This is a genomic window from Streptomyces profundus (genome assembly GCF_020740535.1).
Taxonomy (GTDB): Bacteria; Actinomycetota; Actinomycetes; order Streptomycetales; family Streptomycetaceae; genus Streptomyces; species Streptomyces profundus.
In genome coordinates this window covers 2,678,071-2,698,031 of sequence record NZ_CP082362.1, presented here as the reverse complement: position 1 = coordinate 2,698,031, position 19,961 = coordinate 2,678,071, and the positions used below count along the sequence as shown (strand labels likewise).

The 19,961-nt window shown below is 68.2% G+C and carries 18 protein-coding genes; 15 read left to right on the top strand and 3 right to left on the bottom strand.

Annotated elements, in window-relative coordinates; translation table 11 throughout:
• Positions 1 to 60 precede the first annotated feature (60 nt).
• Positions 61 to 1,371, top strand: coding sequence for a geranylgeranyl reductase family protein (locus tag K4G22_RS11755; protein WP_228079938.1), 1,311 nt, complete (start codon positions 61 to 63; stop codon positions 1,369 to 1,371).
• Positions 1,372 to 1,448: 77 nt separating this feature from the next.
• Here the strand turns inward: K4G22_RS11755 and K4G22_RS11750 are convergent, their stop codons facing one another.
• Positions 1,449 to 2,300 carry a C40 family peptidase gene (locus K4G22_RS11750; protein WP_228079937.1) on the bottom strand — a complete coding sequence of 284 codons (852 nt, stop codon included), beginning with the start codon at positions 2,298 to 2,300 and terminating at the stop codon, positions 1,449 to 1,451.
• A 1,031-nt stretch (positions 2,301 to 3,331) separates the two neighbouring features.
• The gene (locus K4G22_RS11745) at positions 3,332 to 4,144 is read right to left on the bottom strand and encodes a GIY-YIG nuclease family protein (protein ID WP_228079936.1); all 813 of its coding nucleotides are present in this window, start codon (positions 4,142 to 4,144) and stop codon (positions 3,332 to 3,334) included.
• A 120-nt stretch (positions 4,145 to 4,264) separates the two neighbouring features.
• On the opposite strand from K4G22_RS11745, the gene K4G22_RS11740 reads away from it, so the two are divergent.
• The 3 genes from K4G22_RS11740 to K4G22_RS11730 all read left to right on the top strand — a co-directional run bounded on the left by K4G22_RS11740 (position 4,265) and on the right by K4G22_RS11730 (position 6,915).
• A complete protein-coding gene (locus tag K4G22_RS11740; protein ID WP_228079934.1) occupies positions 4,265 to 5,581 on the top strand; it encodes a DNA cytosine methyltransferase in 1,317 nt (438 codons plus the stop codon).
• A gap of 41 nt (positions 5,582 to 5,622) precedes the next feature.
• Positions 5,623 to 6,372, top strand: coding sequence for a very short patch repair endonuclease (locus K4G22_RS31800; protein WP_322785155.1), 750 nt, complete (start codon positions 5,623 to 5,625; stop codon positions 6,370 to 6,372).
• A gap of 246 nt (positions 6,373 to 6,618) precedes the next feature.
• On the top strand, positions 6,619 to 6,915 hold the full coding sequence (locus K4G22_RS11730) for a hypothetical protein (RefSeq protein WP_228079924.1): 297 nt from the start codon (positions 6,619 to 6,621) through the stop codon (positions 6,913 to 6,915).
• A 780-nt stretch (positions 6,916 to 7,695) separates the two neighbouring features.
• Here the strand turns inward: K4G22_RS11730 and K4G22_RS11725 are convergent.
• Complete coding sequence (locus K4G22_RS11725) at positions 7,696 to 8,484, bottom strand: sulfite exporter TauE/SafE family protein (protein WP_228079922.1); 789 nt, start codon at positions 8,482 to 8,484, stop codon at positions 7,696 to 7,698.
• 416 nt (positions 8,485 to 8,900) lie between these two features.
• Between K4G22_RS11725 and K4G22_RS11720 the strand changes: the two genes are divergently transcribed.
• The 11 genes from K4G22_RS11720 to nuoK all read left to right on the top strand — a co-directional run bounded on the left by K4G22_RS11720 (position 8,901) and on the right by nuoK (position 19,947).
• Positions 8,901 to 9,260 (top strand): NADH-quinone oxidoreductase subunit A, encoded by a 360-nt coding sequence (locus K4G22_RS11720; RefSeq protein ID WP_062207856.1) that lies wholly within the window; start codon positions 8,901 to 8,903, stop codon positions 9,258 to 9,260.
• Positions 9,261 to 9,370: 110 nt separating this feature from the next.
• Entirely contained in the window at positions 9,371 to 9,925 is a 555-nt protein-coding gene (locus K4G22_RS11715) for a NuoB/complex I 20 kDa subunit family protein (protein ID WP_228079920.1), read from the top strand.
• Positions 9,922 to 10,638 (top strand): NADH-quinone oxidoreductase subunit C, encoded by a 717-nt coding sequence (locus K4G22_RS11710; protein WP_228079918.1) that lies wholly within the window; start codon positions 9,922 to 9,924, stop codon positions 10,636 to 10,638. Before K4G22_RS11715 ends, K4G22_RS11710 begins: the two co-directional genes overlap by 4 nt.
• A complete protein-coding gene (locus tag K4G22_RS11705) occupies positions 10,635 to 11,969 on the top strand; it encodes an NADH-quinone oxidoreductase subunit D (protein WP_425336793.1) in 1,335 nt (444 codons plus the stop codon). Before K4G22_RS11710 ends, K4G22_RS11705 begins: the two co-directional genes overlap by 4 nt.
• A complete protein-coding gene (gene nuoE, locus K4G22_RS11700; RefSeq protein ID WP_228079915.1) occupies positions 11,966 to 12,814 on the top strand; it encodes an NADH-quinone oxidoreductase subunit NuoE in 849 nt (282 codons plus the stop codon). Before K4G22_RS11705 ends, nuoE begins: the two co-directional genes overlap by 4 nt.
• Positions 12,814 to 14,172 (top strand): NADH-quinone oxidoreductase subunit NuoF, encoded by a 1,359-nt coding sequence (gene nuoF / locus K4G22_RS11695; protein WP_228079913.1) that lies wholly within the window; start codon positions 12,814 to 12,816, stop codon positions 14,170 to 14,172. Before nuoE ends, nuoF begins: the two co-directional genes overlap by 1 nt.
• On the top strand, positions 14,169 to 16,697 hold the full coding sequence (locus K4G22_RS11690; RefSeq protein ID WP_228079911.1) for an NADH-quinone oxidoreductase subunit G: 2,529 nt from the start codon (positions 14,169 to 14,171) through the stop codon (positions 16,695 to 16,697). The genes nuoF and K4G22_RS11690 overlap by 4 nt, the downstream gene beginning before the upstream one ends.
• A complete protein-coding gene (nuoH, locus tag K4G22_RS11685; protein ID WP_228084052.1) occupies positions 16,697 to 18,112 on the top strand; it encodes an NADH-quinone oxidoreductase subunit NuoH in 1,416 nt (471 codons plus the stop codon). The genes K4G22_RS11690 and nuoH overlap by 1 nt, the downstream gene beginning before the upstream one ends.
• Positions 18,105 to 18,746 carry an NADH-quinone oxidoreductase subunit NuoI gene (gene nuoI / locus K4G22_RS11680; protein ID WP_228079909.1) on the top strand — a complete coding sequence of 214 codons (642 nt, stop codon included), beginning with the start codon at positions 18,105 to 18,107 and terminating at the stop codon, positions 18,744 to 18,746. Before nuoH ends, nuoI begins: the two co-directional genes overlap by 8 nt.
• Positions 18,743 to 19,651, top strand: coding sequence for an NADH-quinone oxidoreductase subunit J (locus K4G22_RS11675; protein WP_228079907.1), 909 nt, complete (start codon positions 18,743 to 18,745; stop codon positions 19,649 to 19,651). Before nuoI ends, K4G22_RS11675 begins: the two co-directional genes overlap by 4 nt.
• Positions 19,648 to 19,947: an NADH-quinone oxidoreductase subunit NuoK gene (gene nuoK / locus K4G22_RS11670; protein WP_228079906.1), complete on the top strand. Its 300-nt coding sequence runs from the start codon at positions 19,648 to 19,650 to the stop codon at positions 19,945 to 19,947. The genes K4G22_RS11675 and nuoK overlap by 4 nt, the downstream gene beginning before the upstream one ends.
• The last annotated feature ends 14 nt before the right edge of the window (positions 19,948 to 19,961 follow it).

Genomic DNA, 19,961 nt, shown 5'->3' with positions numbered 1-19,961 from the left:
GCTGCCGTCGCGCGGGGCCACCCGCCGAATAGACTCCAGCACTGTCTGCCTCTGACGCCGATGGGAGAGCCGAACGTGGCTGAGACCGCCGAGAAGACCCCCTCCGAACACCGCGCCGATGTGATTGTGGTGGGGGCCGGGCCAGCAGGCTCCACGACCGCCTACCACCTCGCCCAGGCCGGACTTGACGTGCTCCTGTTGGAGAAGACCGCCTTCCCCCGGGAGAAGGTCTGCGGCGACGGACTCACGCCCCGGGCCACCAAGCAGCTGATCGCCATGGGGATCGACGTCTCCGAAGAGGCCGGCTGGCTGCGGAACAAGGGGCTCCGCATCCTCAGCGGCGGCCAGCGCGTCCAGCTGGACTGGCCGGAGTTGGCCTCGTTCCCCGACTACGGGCTGGTCCGCAAGCGCGACGACTTCGACGAGCAGCTGGCCAGGGCGGCCGAGAAGGCCGGGGCCAGGATCCACGAGCGCTGCAACGTCTCGGCGCCGATCCGCGACGAACGCACCGGTCGGATCATCGGCGTGGAGGCGAAGCTGGGTCTTGAGAAGACCCCCACCACCTTCCGCGCCCCCGTGGTCGTGGCGGCCGACGGCAACTCCTCCCGGCTCTCCCTCGCGATGGACCGGCACCGGGACGAGCGCCGCCCCATGGGCGTCGCCGTGCGGACGTACTTCACCACCCCGCGCCACGACGACGACTATCTGGAGTCCTGGCTCGAACTCTGGGACCGGCGAGGCGACAAGCCCAAGCTGCTGCCCGGCTACGGCTGGGTCTTCGGCATGGGCGACGGCACCTCCAACGTCGGCCTCGGCGTGCTCAACAGCTCGCCGGCCTTCCGCGACCTGGACTGGCGCGAGGTGCTGCGGGCCTGGTGCGCGGGGATGCCGGAGGAGTGGCAGTTCACCCCCGAGCACATGACGGGCCCGATCCGGGGCGCGGCGCTGCCGATGGCGTTCAACCGCAAGCCGCACTACGGCCGTGGCCTGATGCTGGTGGGTGACTCCGGCGGCCTGGTCAACCCGTTCAACGGCGAGGGCATCGCCTACGCCATGGAGTCCGGCCGGATCGCGGCCGAGGTGATCAGCCAGGCGATGGCCCGACAGACGCCCACCCAGCGGGAGTTGGCGCTGCTCGGCTACTCCAAGGTGCTGCGGGAGACCTACGGCGGCTACTACACGATGGGCCGCGCCTTCGTGAAGATCATCGGCAACCCCCGGGTGATGAAGCTGGCCGCCGAGCGCGGTCTCAGCCACCCGATGCTGATGCGCTTCCTGCTGAAGCTGCTCGCCAACCTGACCGACCCGGCCGGCGGCGACGCCTCGGACCGTGTGATCAACGGCCTCACCAAGCTGGCCCCCCGCGCCTGAACGTCTCTGAACGGACACCGCGCCCCCGCGCCCGGCCTGTCGCCGGGTGCGGGGGCGCGGTGCTGTCGTGGGCGGGGTCAGAGCACGCGGACCGCGCCGGAGGGGGCGTCGTAGTCCAGCTCGCGCTCCACCACGCCCGTCGAGGGGTTCTGCGCGCCGACGAACGTGCCGTCACCCGTGTAGATGGCGACGTGGTACGCGCTGCTGGGGCTGCCGCCCCAGTAGAGGATGTCGCCGGGCTGGAGGGCGTCCAGCGAGACGGAGGTGCCGGCCGTCGCCTGGGCGCCGGAGACGCGGGGCAGGGAGACGCCGACGGTCTGGAACGCGGCCTGGACCAGGCCCGAGCAGTCCCAGCTGTCGGGTCCTGTGCCGCCCATGACGTAGGCGTCGCCCAGTTGGGAGCGGGCGAAGTCGATGACGGCCGCGGCGCCGCCGGACGCGGGCGCCGACTGGGTCTGGATCTGCGGCTCCTCGGCCGGCGCCGACTCCGCCTCGGCGGCGGTGGCCTGCTCGGCGGCCTGCGCGGCGGCCTCCTCGGCCTGGGCGGCGGCCTCCGCCTCCTCGGCCGCCAACCGCTCGGCCTCGGCGCGGGCTTCCGCCTCGGCGCGCTGCTCGGCGGCGGTGCGCTGGGCGGCGACGATGGCGCGCTCCTGGGCCCAGGCCAGGGTGCGGCGCTGTTCGGTGTGGGTGGCCAGGTCCTCGGTGGCCTGGGCGGCTCGGATGTTGCTGGTGGCCAGCGCGGCGGTGACCGTGGGCAGTTCACCGGTGGACTCGGCGGGCTGCTCGGTCGCGGAAGCGGGACCGGCCGTGCCGGTGACCGCGACCGAGCCGACCACGCCCGTGAGGACGCCGCCGCGTATCAGGCGCAGGCCGCTGATGCGGGAGGTCCGGGGTTTGCGGTGCCGGCCTCGGTAACGGATTGGGGACATGGGAACAACGGCTATCAGCCCGTCGGGGTTGAGCTCAATCCTCGTGGAATCCGCCACATTGGGCGTGTACGCGACGAGTTGAGGGGGCATTTGCCCGAAGTGTCGCTTGCGCGGCAAGTTGATCTTTCCAGCCGATTCACCGCGCTGTCCTGCTGATTGTCCGATTTTCCAGGGGCGACCGGACGGCTAACACGTAAACCCCTCGGGGATCAATGTTGCCCTCTCGTTACCGAACCCCACTGTGGCGCACCTCACGAACCCACCGGCGTGGGGGTCGGTGTGAGTGTCGGCTTGGGTGGCGGTCTGGACGCGTTGGTTCGGCCGTTACATTCGAGGGGAGAGTCGTGCGTCCCTCCTTCAACGATCTCGCCACCGCCCAGGACGATGGTCCGGTCGGCGGTGCGGGGAGAACAGAGCTGGTGGGCGATCAGAATGACGGACCGGTTCGCGCTGAGGTTTCGAACGAGCTCGCAGCCGGCTTCCTCAACCAGCGGAGGTCGGCCGTCGCAGATCAGCAGCATGGGCGGCGATGCGTTGCCACGCGCTGCGAGGGGCGGTCGTGTCTGCCCACCAGGAGATGGACTGTGGAACGAACTGTAAGATGCGCCTGCGACCATCGCGATAAGGTCAAGGGTCGTTCTTGTGGGAGCTGTTGAGCCTGCGGGGTCGCGGAAGGGCTCATGGTGGTCTGCGACGGGCACAAGACCCCTTCAAATGTAGTCGGGACCCCTGCCTGGCTAGAACCCGCCGCTCTGTTCCTGAGCGGGCCCAGACCAACTGTCCGTCACTGGCCGCAGTCCGCCCGATATCACTGACTCACGCCAGTTCCTCCATGCGTCGTGCTTACCAGCGCTTACCTACTACCGTCATGTACCCGGCCGGACCCGGGAAATACGAAGTGCCCGTCGAAAAACTTCAGAACGTGGCGCGGCAGCACGGCGGAGCTAGCCGCGTTTCGTCGAGGGGCCCGTCGCGGCCGCTGGGTAATGATGCGGCGGTGGCCCGTGCCCGATCGCGCTCAGGTGCCGACCCTATGTGGATACCGGGGGACTATCGGCACCTCCTGACATGTCCTCGGCGAGGACCATCTCGCCTGCCACGTAGTAATGGCGCGCGCTCTCGCTGCGCAATTCCCTTGGGTACATGACCACGTAGCCCGGTAGAGCCATGATCTGCCACGGCTCCGGTAGAGACCCACTAACGAACTGGAAAAAGTCGCCGGCGGTCATCTGCGGCTTCGAGATCTCTACCTCGAACTGTTCATAGATATTTTCCTTTGCCTTCCGGTAGTAGGCGTACCGGAAGGTGTATGGGAGCGCGTCCTTCGCGATCTTCAACAAGGTGCGCAGGTTCTGCGTTCCAAGAGGGAGACCGTCTATGATCCAGTCGAGCCTCGCCGGGTACAGTTGGTCGAAGTGGTTATCTGCGAAGACCGTGGTGTCACGCTTGTCGCCAGGATCGTTGATGCCAAATCCATTCTCGTTCCACGGAGCCTCCCCGGCGCCCTGAAACCTGTTGATGAGCAATTTCTCAGGAGCGACGGCGGAGAAGTCTTCGTCGACGGAAAGTGCGGTGAAGGTGATCTCCTCAAGGCGGATTCCTTCGCGGCCGCTCAGTTTTCGCAGATGCTTCCCGAGGCGTTGGGACAGGGTGACTTCAGCTTTGCCGACGTATAGAAGTTTGCTGCCCCGACGCAGCTGATAGACGCCCTTGGTGGGCGGCAACAGGCGGATGTTCGTCTCGGTAAGGGGAGCGGGCGTGAGTTTCTCAAGTTCCTCGGCCAACTGGTCGCCGAGAGCCTTTGTGATGCTTAGCTTGAAATCGGCGTGGTTCCCCAACTGCATGGCCTGTGGCCCCCTTCGTCAAGTGATCAACTTCACTCTAGCCGGTGCGGGCAGGGGGCACGGTGCCAGATTCTCTGGATGCTGCCTTGGAGATCATGAACTCCGCGGTATGCTTTCTGTATGTCTGAGCTGCGAGAAGAGCGTCATGAAGTGGGCACCTGCGTCGAGCTGTTCGCCGGCGGCGGAGGGCTCGCGATGGCCGTGCATGCGGCGGGCTTCCGTCCGCTCCTGGTGAATGAGTACGCCAAGCGGGCCTGTGAGTCCCTGAGTAGCAACCCGCCGAACCCTGCCGAGCCCGAAAAGCGTTGGCCTCTTGTTTCAGGTGACGTGCGGTATGTCCACTACGCGGACTACATCTCGGAGAAGGTCGATGTACTCGCGGGTGGGCCGCCGTGTCAGCCGTTCAGTCTGGGCGGTATCCATAAAGGCGTAGAAGATGAGCGGAACATGTTCCCCGAGATGTTCCGCGCCATCCGAGAGCTGAAACCCAAGGCGGTCATCTGTGAGAACGTGCGTGGTCTTCTCCGGCCTTCTTTCCGGCCGTACTTTTTGTATATTTTGAACGAAATGCGTTTGCCGTTCGAGGAGCGAAAAATGGAGGATACATGGGAAGAGCATAACGAAATTCTTGAAAAGTTGATCGCCAATGAAACGGTTGACTTGTCGAAGCGTTATGTGGTGAAGGAGCTGGAGGTTAACGCGGCCGACTACGGGGTACCGCAAATTCGAAATCGAGTGATCATCATTGCGTTCCGTGCTGACCTGGAGGTCAACTGGGACGATTTCAAGCCCAAGAGGACTCATTCATATGAGTCCATGATCCATTCCATGCGTGAAGGCGGGCCTTACTGGACTGAGCGACACACCAAGGTGCCCGCCGAGGTCCGCAAGCATGTTATCGCCAACCTTCCTGAGCTGGACTATGAAGACGCGAAGGTCAAGGAGGGGCTGAAACTGGAGCCGTGGCGTACTCTGCGCGACGCCATCGAGGGAATCGACGAGAACGAGGGGAGGCCGCTCCCGTACGTCACGGAAGAAGCGGTCAAGGACAAGGTTGAAGTGGGCGGTATCCCAGATCATATCGGGTGGCCTGGAGCGCGTGCGTACGCTGGGCACACTCCGAATGTGTTGGACCGGCCCGCAAAGACCGTGAAGGCGGGCGTGCACGGTGTGCCCGGAGGTGAATCCGTCATGCAACTCGACGATGTCAACTTCGTTAATGAAGGCGGAGGAACCGGGTACCGATACATGACAGTTCGGGAGACCGCGAGAGTCATGACATTCCCGGATCATGTTGTTCTGAATGGGCCACGGGGTGAGAAAATGAGGCAGTTGGGGAACGCGGTACCGGTGAAGCTCGGGACGGTATTTTCTAAAGCCGTTGCTGAAGCACTCAAGTCCGTAGGCGCTCTGAAGGGCATGGAGGGTCAGAAGTGAGGCAGATCGGGCAGGATGGGCAGAGTTGTTGGAATGACCGAATGCCTCCTGACCGGGCGTGGAAGCCTCGAGTTGGGATGAGTAGGGAGTCCCGAGCGGCTGAGCAGGACCGCGCCGCCGGCGGTCGCCACGAACGAGCAATCGACCTTGGTGAAGGAAAGTTCGCCCGCGCCTCCGTTACGTTGCGTCTTTACCGCAGGACACGACGCATTCGCGCTTACCTGAGATGGTCGCAATCCGGTGAGACGAGAGAGCAATACGTCGGTGAGGTGGATAAGGATACGCGCGCCGCGAACTTGGAACGTGCGTGGTCGATGGCACGTTCTGCTGGTCATGTCACCGCAGAGACCGTGCCTTCTGGCTCGTGGGCCACATCTCCTGCCTCCCGTGCGGTCATGGCAGGGAACAAGGGGCGAGACACCAAGCCGGAACGCCTCCTTCGATCCGCCCTTCACCGTAAGGGGATGCGTTACAGGGTCTCGGTTCGGCCGGTCGCCGACCTGCGGCGAACCGCTGATGTTGTGTTTACCAAGGTTAAAGTAGCTGTCTTTGTTGATGGTTGCTACTGGCACGGTTGTCCGGAGCACTATCGGCCGGCCACGAAACGGGCTGAGTTCTGGCAAGAGAAGATCGCGGGAAATCAGGCACGGGACGGGGAGACAACAGCGGCCCTCGAAGAGTGTGGCTGGAAGGTCATCCGATTTTGGGAGCATGAAGACCCATTGGAAGCTGCCGAGATAGTCAACGAAGCTGTCAAAGCTAGGCGAGCAGCGACTTTGCTTAATTCATGAATCCCTGTCAACTGACCCTGCCATGGCCTCACTCCGAAGGCAATTGCTGGAAGTCAACGTCGCCCTGGTTCTTGATGCGGGAGTAGATCGGCCCGGGCTTCCGGACTCGATCAGGGGGAGTGTCACCATGCCGCACGCACTGTTGGACCACTTCCGCGTCCGTCGTTAGCGATGTTCTCCATGATGGTGTCGCTGAAGTCCAGGGTCCGTTCGGCAATCTGGCCTACTGACTGGAGAGCATCAGGTTTGAAGCACACCACGAAGTGGTCGATCTCCAGCAACCCGGTCTATGGCGCGGGTTCCTGCCTGCTGGCCGGTACGTTGCCCGCAAGCCGGGGCTCCGGGACCGCCTCACCAGCGCTCCAAGAGGGTATGCCGGACACCGTCGAGGACCACCATGGAAGCGGTGATCGCGTCCTCGTGTTCGGTCGGCTCGACAGCGAGCAGGGCACCGCGGTGAAATGCCTCGGCGAAGGCGGTGCCAGCGCCGGGAACCGGCACGTCGATGTCGGTGACTCCCTCGCCGTGCTGACCGGGGTATAGCGGAACGCGGGCCCATCACCTCGTGCGTCGAGGCCGTGCTGTATCCCGGCTGACCCGCGCTCGCGTCCACTGGGGAGATCTGCTGCCCACCGAGCCGCAATCCCGCTGTGCGACCTGGCCGTCGGCGTGTGTGAGCGGACGGATTTCCCCGCTGTACGGGAACTCCTCAGACACGTCGCCACTGCCCTGGCGGTGCACCGACGCGCGGGCCGCAGTAGGACGCCCGCCCTCATCGGGCTGCGTCCGCTCCGAGGGCAGCGCCGCCACGCGGCTTTCGCTCGCCAGGTGGCCAGGACTGCCCGTGCCGCGTCGGATGCCCACTCCTGTTCATGATGGTCAGCCCACAGGTATGCGTCGTGCGCGGTGAGCTTGACGGGGTCGCTCCTGCGGGTGGTTCAGGTGGTGAAGTGAGACTGACGGTCTTCTTACCGCTCCTATGAGAGGTTGCCCAAGGGGCCGAGGTAGGCGCAGCCACGATGACCGTGAGCCCTTCGGCGACCTGCCGTTGGAGGGCCTCGGCCAGGCTCTCGCCCGCGTCGACGCTGCCGCAGGCGAGCTCCTAAAGGCTGCCTAGACAATTGTCGGAGGCGTGACTGAGGTCGCTCAGTGGGACGGTGTTGACAGGTGCGCTCCTTCGATGAGGAACCTTGTTGTGTTAGGGACTTGGAAGCGCTTCGGCGTGGCTCACTGGCAGCAGACTCGCTGGTCGCGTCGTGCGTAACGCCGCCGAACCAAGCAGCCGCCGGGCGCCTGGTGTGTCGCATGGGTGCCGGGGAGGGGTCAGGTGGCCCACTGGTCGTAGGCGAGGCGGGCGACCAGGGCTGTGACGACGGTCAGGAGGACCACGCGGACGAAGCCGCTGCCTCGGGCGAGGGCCATGTGGGCGCCGGTCCAGGCGCCGGCCATGTTGAAGAGGGCCATCGCGGCGGCCAGTTGCCAGAACACCGTGCCGTTGGCCGTGAACACGGCCAACGCCCCGACGTTTGTTCCGACATTCACGATCTTGGCAGTAGCGGTCGCGTGCAGCATCGACATGTGCAGAAGTCCCACCAGACCGATCACCAGGAACGTTCCGGTGCCCGGGCCGATCAGGCCGTCGTAGAAGCCGACGCCCACCCCGATCAGCAGCAGCGCGGCCACCTTTCGGCGGCGGGACGGGACGCGGGGCGCCGCGCCCTCGGGGGCGAGGCCGAAGCGGGGGCGGAGCACCACAAAGCCCGCGACCCCCAACAGCACCACCATGATCAGGGGTTGCAGCGCCTCCTTGCTGACCGCCGAGGCGAAGACCGCGCCGCCACCGGCGGCGAGCAGCGCCACGACGCCGAGACGGAGCGCCAGTCGGCGGTCCAGCGGTGCCTTCCGGGCATAGGTGAGCGCGGCGATGGAGGTGCCGGTGACGGCGACCGCCTTGTTGGTGCCCAGGGCGTAGGTGGGGGAGCTGTCCGGGAGGCCGATCAACAGCGCGGGGAGCAGCAGCAGTCCGCCGCCGCCGACCACCGCGTCGATCCAGCCGGCCAGGGCCGCGGCCACACACAGCAGCACGGCCGTGGTGAGGGATATGTCTGACACGTGCCACCACTCTAGAACCGGGGTCCATCCCCGGTCGGGTCGGCCACCGGGTGCGGGCGCGCACCCCCGGGCAACGTTATGACCTGCGTGGTATCACCGAGCGATTCCGCGAGCGAATTTGCTTGGTATGGGCATCAAGTGGTACGAGCCGGGCGTTCGAAATGCCCGGCCATGTACTGTCAAGCACCGATTGTTCGGCGGATCGTTGTTGAATGACGACGTGATGTGACAGATCATGCTCCGGGGCCCGTTGGGGGAAAAGGGCGGGTGGGAGAGATCACAGACTTCATCGGCGACCCCGTGTCGAAGGTCACAGGGGTCCGGGCATAGGATGCTCTGCAGCCTTGTGAACTGACTCACATAGCGATGATCTTCGTGGTAGCGCAGTCGCCGACGACTGGAAGGAGCGAGGTGGCGTGAACGCGTATGTGCCCATCCTCGTACTGGGCGCCCTAGCGGCGGGATTCGCCGTCTTCTCCGTGGTTGCGGCTGCGTTGATCGGCCCCAGGCGGTACAACCGCGCCAAACTGGACGCCTACGAGTGCGGCGTCGAGCCCACTCCGCAACCGGCTGGCGGCGGGCGGTTCCCCGTCAAGTACTACCTGACGGCGATGTTGTTCATCATCTTCGACATCGAGATCGTCTTCCTCTATCCCTGGGCCGTGCACTTCGACGCGCTCGGGATGTTCGGGCTCGTGCAGATGCTGGTCTTCGTCGGTCTGATCGGCGTCGCCTACGCGTACGACTGGCGGCGAGGGGGCCTGGAGTGGGACTGAGGACACGGGCGTCGAGGGCCGGGACGACCGGGACGGCACCTCGGACACCGCCTCCCACCGGAGCTCCCACACGACGCGGGGCGACACCACGCGAGGAAGGGCACTGACACATGGGCCTGGAAGAACAGATCCCCAGCGGGTTCCTGCTCAGCACCGTCGAGCAGGTGGCCGGACTGGCCAGGAAGACCTCGATCTTCCCCGCCACCTTCGGACTCGCCTGCTGCGCCATCGAGATGATGACCACGGGTGCCGGCCGCTACGACCTGGCGCGGTTCGGCATGGAGGTGTTCCGTGGCTCGCCGCGACAGGCCGATCTGATGATCGTGGCCGGGCGGGTCAGTCAGAAGATGGCGCCCGTGCTGCGCCAGGTCTACGACCAGATGCCGAACCCCAAGTGGGTCATCTCGATGGGCGTCTGCGCCTCGTCGGGCGGCATGTTCAACAACTACGCGATCGTCCAGGGCGTGGACCACATCGTCCCGGTCGACATCTACCTGCCCGGCTGCCCGCCGCGCCCCGAGATGCTGATGGACGCGATCATCAAGCTGCACTCCAAGATCCGCGAGGAGAAGCTCGGCGTCAATCGCGAGCAGGCCGCCAGGGAGGCGGAGGAGGCCGCGATGAACGCGCTGCCCACCATCGAGATGAAGGGGCTGCTGCGGTGAGCGACGAGCACGAGACCCCCGGCGCCGGCGGCGTTCCCGCGGCCAGGGGCGAGGGCGAGCCGATCGCCCGCCGGCGCGGGATGTTCGGCGCCAACAACGGCGGTGACACCAGCGGTTACGGCGGGCTCAGCCGCGTCGTCCGGATGCCGGGCGCCAGCCAGCGGCCCTACGGCGGCTACTTCGACGAGGTGGCCGACGAGTTGGAGGGCGCCCTGGAGGAGCAGGGGATCGCCCCCGAGGCCGCCATCGAGAAGACCGTGGTGGACCGGGCGGAGATCACCTTCCACATCGCCCGCGAGCACCTCCCCGTGGTCTGCCGCACGCTGCGCGACGATCCGGCGCTCCGCTTCGAGCTGTGCACCGGCGTCAGCGGCGTGCACAACCCCACGGACGCGGGGCGCGAGCTGCACGCGGTCTACCACCTGCGGTCGTTGACCCATGGCCGGCTGATCAGGATCGAGGTCAGCGTCCCGGACAGCGACCCCCATGTGCCCTCGGTCGTCGACACCTACCCGACCAACGACTGGCACGAGCGCGAGGTCTACGACTTCTTCGGGTTGATCTTCGACGGACACCCGGCGCTCACCCGGATCATGATGCCCGACGACTGGCAGGGCTTTCCGCAGCGCAAGGACTACCCGCTCGGCGGCATCCCCGTCGAGTACAAGGGCGCCCAGATCCCGGCACCCGACCAGCGGAGGTCGTACAGCTGATGACCACACACGCCACCCGGTCCGCCGAGGCCAGGGAGACAACCGAAGGCACCGTCTACACCGTCACCGGAGGCGACTGGGATGAGTTCGCCGCCGCCGTCGAATCCGCGGACGACGAGCGGATCGTCGTCAACATGGGTCCCCAACACCCCTCCACACACGGGGTGTTGCGGCTGATCCTGGAGATCGACGGGGAGACGGTCACGGAGGCCCGCGCCGGCATCGGCTATCTGCACACCGGGATCGAGAAGAACCTGGAGTACCGCACCTGGTCGCAGGGCCCCACGTTCGTCACGCGCATGGACTACCTGACGCCGCTCTTCAACGAGGCGGCGTACTGCCTGGGCGTGGAGAAGCTGCTCGGCATCACCGACGACGTCCCGGACCGCGCCAGCGTGATCCGGGTGCTGCTGATGGAGGTCAACCGCCTCGCGTCGCACTTCGTGGCCGTCGCCACCGGCGGCATGGAGCTGGGCGCCACCACGGTGATGATGTACGGCTTCCGGGACCGCGAGCACTGCCTGGACATCTTCGAGCTGATCACCGGGCTGCGGATGAACCACGCCTTCATCCGCCCCGGCGGCCTCGCCCAGGACCTGCCGCCCGGCGCCATCGACGCGCTCCGCGAGTTCATCAGGACGATGCGGAAGAACCTGCCGGAGTACGACAAGCTCTGCACCGGCAACCCGGTCTTCAAGGCGCGGCTCCAGGACGTCGGCTATCTGGACCTGACCGGCGCGCTGGCGCTCGGCGCCACCGGGCCGGTCCTGCGCTCCGCCGGGCTCCCGCACGACCTGCGCAAGTCCGACCCGTACTGCGGCTACGAGAACTACGACTTCGAGGTGCCGACCACCGACACCTGCGACTCCTACGGGCGCTTCCTGCTGCGCATCGAGGAGATGCGCCAGTCGCTGCGGATCATCGAGCAGTGCATCGAGCGGCTGGAGCCTGGCCCCGTGATGGTGGCCGACAAGAAGATCGCCTGGCCCGCCCAACTGGCCCTCGGCCCCGACGGGATGGGCAACTCGCTCGACCACATCAAGAACATCATGGGCACCTCCATGGAGGCCCTGATCCACCACTTCAAGCTGGTCACCGAGGGCTTCCGGGTCCCGCCCGGGCAGGTGTACACGGCGGTCGAGTCCGCCAAGGGCGAGCTGGGCGTGCACATGGTGAGCGACGGCGGCACCCGCCCGTACCGGGTCCACTTCCGCGACCCCTCGTTCACCAACCTCCAGTCCATGGCGGCGATGTGCGAGGGCGGCATGGTCGCCGACGTCATCGTCGCGGTGGCGTCCATCGACCCCGTGATGGGAGGCGTTGACCGATGACAGCCACCGCTGAGAACCGCGGGGTGCCGCTGGGGATGCCCCAGCCGCCGGCGGCCAGCTACCCGGCCGACGTGCGGGCGCGGCTTGAGGCGGACGCCGCCACGGTCGTCGCCCGCTACCCGGACAGCCGCTCCGCGCTGCTCCCGCTGCTGCACCTGGTGCAGTCGGAGGAGGGCCATGTCACCCGCACCGGCATGCAGTTCTGCGCCGACGTGCTGGGCCTGACCACGGCCGAGGTGACCGCCGTCGCCACCTTCTACTCGATGTACCGGCGCCGCCCCTCGGGCGACTACCAGGTCGGCGTCTGCACCAACACGCTCTGCGCCGTGCTCGGCGGAGACGCCATCTTCGAGGCGCTCCAGGAACACCTGGCCCTCGGCAACGGCGAGACCACCGAGGACGGCAAGGTCACGCTGGAGCACATCGAGTGCAACGCGGCCTGCGACTTCGCGCCGGTGCTGATGGTCAACTGGGAGTTCTTCGACAACCAGACGGTCGAGTCCGCCAAGGCGCTCGTCGACCAGCTGCGCGCCGGCGAGGAGGTCGTCCCCACCAGGGGCGCCCCGCTCTGCGACTTCAAGCGCACCGCCCGCATCCTCGCCGGCTTCCCCGACGAGCGCCCCGGCGCCGTCGCCGCCGGCGGCAGCGCCGGGCCCGCCTCCCTCGCCGGGCTCCGCCTCGCCAAGGGCGAGACGGGCCCAGCCGTGGTCGTCACCCCGCACAACCCCGATGTGCCGGATGACGAGGAGCCAGCGCGCCACCCCAGCTCCCATGACGCCCCCCAGCAGACTTCGGCATCCGACCCGCAGAACCCCGCGGGCCGCACCGCCGAGGAGGGTGAGTGATGACCGTGACCACGGACGACGTCAACGAGACGACCCCGAGGAAGCTGCTCGCCCCGGTGCTGTCCGCGTCCTGGGACCAGGCCGAGTCCTGGACGCTGGACGTCTACCGGAAGAACGGCGGCTACCGCGGCCTGGCCAAGGCGCTCGCGATGGCACCGGACGACGTCATCGCCTACGTCAAGGAGTCCGGGCTGCGCGGCCGGGGTGGCGCCGGCTTCCCCACCGGCATGAAGTGGCAGTTCATCCCGCAGGGTGACGGCAAGCCGCACTACCTGGTGGTCAACGCGGACGAGTCCGAGCCGGGGACCTGCAAGGACATCCCGCTGCTCTACGCCAACCCGCACTCCCTCGTGGAGGGCATGATCATCGCCTGCCACGCGATCCGCTCGAACCACGCCTTCATCTATCTGCGCGGCGAGGTCGTGCCCGTGCTGCGCCGGCTCCAGGCAGCCGTGGCCGAGGCGCACGCCGCCGGCTACCTCGGCGAGGGCGCGCTCGGCGAGGGCGGCGATCTGGAGATCACCGTGCACGCCGGGGCCGGCGCCTATATCTGCGGCGAGGAGACCGCGCTGCTCGACTCCCTGGAGGGCCGACGCGGACAGCCGAGGCTCCGCCCGCCGTTCCCCGCCGTGGCCGGCCTCTACGCCTGCCCCACCGTGGTGAACAACGTCGAGTCGATCGCCTCGGTTCCCGCCATCATGGATCAGGGCAAGGACTGGTTCCGCTCCATGGGCAGCGAGAAGTCCCCCGGCTTCACGCTCTACTCGCTCTCGGGGCATGTCGCCCAGCCCGGGCAGTACGAGGCGCCGCTGGGCATCACGCTCCGCGAACTCCTTGAGCTCAGCGGCGGGATGCGCCCAGGCCACCGGCTCAAGTTCTGGACGCCGGGCGGCTCGTCGACCCCGCTGCTGACCGACGAACACCTCGACGTCCCGCTGGACTACGAGGGCGTCGGCGCCGCCGGGTCGATGCTCGGCACCAAGGCCCTCCAGTGCTTCGACGAGACCACCTGCGTGGTCCGCGCCGTCACCCGCTGGACGGAGTTCTACGCCCACGAGTCCTGCGGCAAGTGCACCCCCTGCCGCGAGGGCACCTACTGGCTCGTCCAGTTGATGCGCGACATCGAGGCGGGCAAGGCCCTGCTCAGCGACCTGGACAAGATCGCGGACATCGCCGACAACATCAACGGCAAGTCGTTCTGCGCCCTCGGCGACGGCGCGGCCAGCCCGATCTTCTCCTCGCTCAAACACTTCCGCGCCGAGTACGAACAGCACATCACGGAGCGCGGCTGCCCCTTCGACCCCGCCAAGTCCACCGCCTGGTCGGACAGCGCATCCCCCCAGGAGGTGAACGCATGACGGTCACCACCGACGCCAAGAACGGTGGTGGGCAGGCAGCCAAGCCGCCCCAGGCCGATCTGGTCACCCTGACCATCGACGGCATCGAGATCTCCGTGCCCAAGGGCACCCTGGTGATCCGGGCCGCCGAGCAACTCGGCATCGAGATCCCCCGCTTCTGCGACCATCCGCTGCTCGACCCGGCCGGCGCCTGCCGGCAGTGCATCGTGGAGGTGGAGGGCCAGCGCAAGCCGATGGCCTCCTGCACCATCACCTGCACCGAGGGCATGGTGGTCCGCAGCCACCTCACCTCGCCGGTCGCCGAGAAGGCGCAGCGCGGCGTGATGGAGCTGCTGCTGATCAACCACCCGCTGGACTGCCCGGTCTGCGACAAGGGCGGCGAATGCCCCCTCCAGAACCAGGCGATGTCGACGGGCGAGGCGGAGAGCCGCTTCGAAGGCGCCAAGCGCACCTACGAGAAGCCGGTGCCGATCTCGGCGCAGGTGCTGCTGGACCGCGAGCGCTGTGTGCTCTGCGCCCGCTGCACCCGCTTCTCCAACCAGGTCGCCGGCGACCCGATGATCGAGCTCATCGAGCGAGGCGCGCTCCAGCAGGTCGGCACCGGACAGGGGGACCCGTTCGAGTCCTACTTCTCCGGCAACACCATCCAGATCTGCCCGGTCGGCGCGCTCACCTCGGCCGCCTACCGGTTCCGCTCCCGCCCGTTCGACCTGGTCTCGTCGCCCAGCGTCTGCGAGCACTGCTCAGGCGGCTGCGCCACCCGCACCGACCACCGGCGCGGCAAGGTGATGCGCCGCCTGGCGGCCGACGAGCCCGAGGTCAACGAGGAGTGGATCTGCGACAAGGGCCGCTTCGCGTTCCGCTACGCGCAGCGCCCCGACCGGCTCACCGTCCCGCTGGTGCGGAACGCCGAGACGGGTGAGCTGGCCCCGGCCAGCTGGCCGGAGGCGCTGCGCGCCGCCGCCGCCGGGCTGGCCAAAGCCAAGGGCCGGGCCGGCGTGCTCACCGGCGGCCGGCTCACCGTCGAGGACACCTACGCGTACGCCAAGTTCGCCAGGGTCGCCCTCGGCAGCAACGACATCGACTTCCGCGCCCGGGCGCACAGCCCGGAGGAGGCCGCGTTCCTCGCCAGCCAGATCGCGGGCCACGGCCAGGACCTGGACGGCGCCGGCGTCACCTACCGCGCCCTGGAGTCGGCGCCCGCGGTGCTGCTGGTCGGCTTCGAGTCCGAGGAGGAGGCGCCCGGCGTCTTCCTGCGGCTGCGCAAGGCCAACCGCAAGCACGGCCAGCGGATCTTCAGCGTCGCCAGCCACATCACCCGTGGCCTGGCCAAGACCGACGGCACGCTGCTGCCGGCCGCGCCCGGCACCGAGCCCGACTGGCTGGAGGCGCTCGCCGGCAACGACCAGGCGCTCGGCGCCGAAGGCCGGCGCGCCGCCGAGGCGCTGCGCCAGCCGGGCGCCCTGCTGATCGTCGGCGAGCGGCTGGCCGGCGTGCCCGGCGGGTACACGGCGGCCGTGGCCGCCGCCGCGGCCAGCGGCGCCACGCTGGTCTGGATCCCGCGCCGCGCCGGTGAGCGCGGCGCGATCGAGGTGGGCGCGCTGCCGGGGCTGCTGCCCGGCGGGCGGCCCGAGTCGGACGTCCAGGCCCGCCGCGAGGTGGCCGCCGCCTGGGGCCTTCGCTCGCTGCCCGAGGCGCCGGGCCGGGACACCGCCGGCATCCTCGCCGCCGCGGCAGACGGCGGCCTTGACGCCTTGGTGGTGGCCGGCGTCGAGCTGGCCGACCTGCCCGATCCCGCGCTCGCCCGGCGCGCGTTGGACGCGGTCGCCGACCGCGGCTTCCTGCTCAGCCTGGAGCTGCGTCCCTCCGAGGTGACCGAGCGGGCCGACGTGGTGCTGCCGGTCTCAGCCGTGGTCGAGAAGGAGGGCACCTTCCTCAACTGGGAGGGCCGCGCCCGGCCGTTCCACGCCGCCATCAAGCCCGACCAGATGACCAGGCGGCAGACCCAGACCGACGCCCGCGCCCTCCAGATGCTGGCGGACGAGCTGGACGTCCATCTGGGCCTGCCCGACATCGACACGCTGCGCGCCGAGTTGGACGGCTTCGCCGAGTGGACGGGCGCCCTGCCGCTGGGGCCGACCGCCACGCCGACCGAGCTGCCCCGGCCCGACGCCGGTGAGGCGGTGCTCGCCGGGCACCGACTCCTGCTCGACCAGGGCCTGTTGCAGCAGGGCGACGACGCGTTGGCCGCCACCCGGCACGCGGCCGTCGCCCGGCTGTCGCCCGCCACCGCCGAGGAGGCCGGCGTCGCCCACGGTGATCCGCTCGCCGTGACGGGCCCGGCCGGCACGGTCACCCTGCCGCTGTATGTGACCGACGAGCTGCCGGACCGCGTGGTCTGGCTGCCGCTGAACTCCGTTGGTGGCGGCGCCTACCAGGACCTGGGCGCCCGCCCGGGGCAGCTGGTCCGGGTCGCCGCCTTGACTTCGGCCGCTTCGCAGGCCACCGAGGAGGTGAACGCGTGATGCTGGCCGAAGAACTGACAACCGGGCTGGCGGCGGAGGCCGACCTGTCCATGTTCGGCGACGACCCCTTCTGGCTGGTCCTGATCAAGGCCGTCTTCTGCTTCGCGTTCCTGCTGGGCACGGTGCTGGTCTGCATCGTGATGGAGCGCAAGGTGCTCGGCTGGATGCAGCTGCGCATCGGCCCCAACCGGGCCGGGCCCTGGGGTCTGCTCCAGTCGCTCGCCGACGGCGTCAAGCTGATGATGAAGGAGGACATCGTCGTCAAGGGCTCCGACAAGGTGCTCTTCATCATGGCGCCGATGCTCGCCACCATCCCCGCGCTGATGGCCATCGCGGTGATCCCGTTCGGCCCCGCCGACGATCCGGTGAGCATCTTCGGCACCCAGACGGTGCTCCAACTCACCGACCTCCCGGTCGCGTTGCTCTATGTGCTGGCCACCGCCGCGATCGCCGTCTACGGCACGGTGCTCGCCGGCTGGTCGTCAGGCTCCACCTACCCGCTGCTCGGCGGGGTGCGGGCCACGGCGCAGATCATCTCCTACGAGGTCGCCATGGGCCTCAGCTTCGCCGCCGTCTTCCTCTACTCCGGATCGATGTCCACCTCGGGCATCGTGGAGGCGCAGGAGGACCGCTGGTTCATGATCCTGCTCCCGGTGTCGTTCCTGATCTACATGATCGCGATGGTTGGCGAGGCGCACCGCCCGCCGTTCGACATGCCGGAGTCCGAGGGCGACCTGGTCGGCGGGTATCTCACCGAGTACTCGTCCATCAAGTTCGCCTTCTTCATGATGTCCGAGTACATCCACACGGTCACCGTGTCGGCCCTGATGGTCACCCTCTTCCTGGGCGGCTGGCGCGCGCCGGCGCCCATCAGCTTCTGGGAGGGCGCCAACTCCGGCTGGTGGCCGATGCTCTGGTTCACCGTGAAGCTGGTCGCGGTCATCTTCTTCTTCGTCTGGATCCGGGCCTCGCTGCCCCGGGTGCGCTACGACCAGTTCATGGTTCTGGGCTGGAAGGTCCTGATCCCGATCGCGCTGGTCTGGCTGATGCTGGTCGCCACCGTGCGGGCGATGCAGAACGAGGACTACGGCTTCCAGGACATCGTGCTCTGGGTGGCCGGGGGAGTGCTGGTCCTGCTGTTGCTCTCGCTGGTCGTCGACTTCCTCAGGGACCGCTCCGATCAGCGGCGCGAGGCCGCGGAGGAGGAGCAGCCCGAGGAGCCGTTCGACCCGCTGGCCGGCGGGTATCCGGTGCCGCCACTGCCGGGGCAGACCCTGCCGCCGGTGCCACGCCGCCGCTCCAGGGCCGAACGGGCCACCCCGGGCGACTCCGAGGGGGACTCCACCGACTCCGAGGGAGACGGGAAGGCGGGCGCCGCCATCACGTCCGAGGGAAAGGAGGGTGACGATGGCTGAGTTCCACAATCCGGTGGCCGGCTTCGGCGTGACCTTCAAGGCCATGTTCAAGAAGCGGATGACCGAGCAGTACCCGGAGGAGAAGAAGCCGACCGCGCCCCGTTTCCACGGCCGGCACCAGCTCAACCGGCACCCGGACGGCCTGGAGAAGTGCATCGGCTGCGAGCTGTGCGCCTGGGCCTGTCCCGCCGACGCCATCTATGTGGAGGGCGCGGACAACACCGAGGAGGAGCGCTACTCCCCGGGCGAGCGCTACGGCCGCGTCTACCAGATCAACTACCTGCGCTGCATCCTCTGCGGGCTGTGCGTGGAGGCGTGCCCCACGCGCGCGCTGACCATGACCAACGAGTACGAGCTGGCCGACCGCTCGCGCGCCTCCCTGATCTACACCAAGGAGGAGCTGCTCTCGGGCCTCAAGGACGGCATGGTCGAGGCGCCGCACGCGATGTACCCGGGCACGGACGACCAGTCCTACTACCGGGGCGAGGTCACGGAGGCCGCGCCTGGCACCGTGCGGCAGACCGCCTGGAGCAAGGGCGAGACGCCCGAAGGGGCCGAGGCCGACGACGCGTTGGCGGCGGCCTCCCGGCTGACCGACCCGAAGGACCCGGCCGACTCGGAGGTGCGCCCGTGAGCGCCCTCACCTCGCTGGCCGCCGAGACGTCCACCTCCACGGGCGAGGCCGTGCAGTTCTGGCTGCTCGGCCCGATCGCGCTGATCGGCGGCCTGGGCACGGTGCTGATGAAGCGCGCGGTGTACTCCGCGCTCTGCCTCGCCGGCACCATGGTCATCCTGGCGCTGTTCTACCTCGCCAACGGCGCCTACTTCCTCGGCATGGTGCAGATCGTGGTCTACACCGGCGCCGTGATGATGCTCTTCCTCTTCGTGCTGATGCTGGTCGGCGTGAGCCATACCGACACGCTCAAGGAGACGCTCAAGGGCCAGCGTTGGGTCGCCGCTGGGCTCGGCCTCGGCCTCGGCCTGCTGCTGGTCTCCGGCATCGGCCAGGCGTCGACCGGCTCCTTCACCGGCCTCGCCCAGGCCAACGCCGACGGGAACGTGCAGGGGCTCGCCTCGCTGCTCTTCACCCGGTATGTGGTGGCCTTCGAGGTCACCGGCGTGCTGCTGACCATCGCCGCGATCGGCGCCACCCTGCTCACCCACCGCGAGCGCCTCGAACGCGCCAAGAGCCAGCGCGAGCTGGCCGACGCCCGGGTGCGCGGCGGCAAGCAGCTCCCGCCGCTGCCGGCCCCCGGCGTCTACGCCCGCCACAACGGCGTGGACCTCCCCGGCCTGCTGCCCGACGGCACTCCGTCGGAGCTGACCGTCAACCCGACGCTGCGCGCCCGTGGTCATGTGCGTGAGGTGCACGAGGACGCGCTCGCCGCGGTGCGCGCGCTGGAACAGCGCACCAACCGGCACCACGGCCGCGAGGAGGCCCCCGGCCGCCCTGGCGCCGAGGGCCCCGATCGTGACGGAACAGACGGTTCCGACGGCGCCCCCGGTGACGCCAAGGACGCCGAGGAGGCCAGGAAGTGAGCCCGGAGAACTACCTCTATCTGGCGGCGCTGCTCTTCACCGTGGGCGCCTGCGGCGTGCTGCTGCGGCGGAACGCGATCGTGGTGTTCATGTGCGTGGAGCTGATGCTCAACGCCGCCAACCTGGCGCTGGTCACCTTCTCCCGTATGCACGGCAATCTCGACGGCCAGATCATGGCCTTCTTCGTGATGGTCGTGGCCGCCGCCGAGGTGGTGGTCGGGTTGGCGATCATCGTCAGCGTCTACCGCTCGCGTCATTCGGCCTCGGTTGACGACGCCAGTCTGATGAAGCTGTAAGGGGACGAGAACCA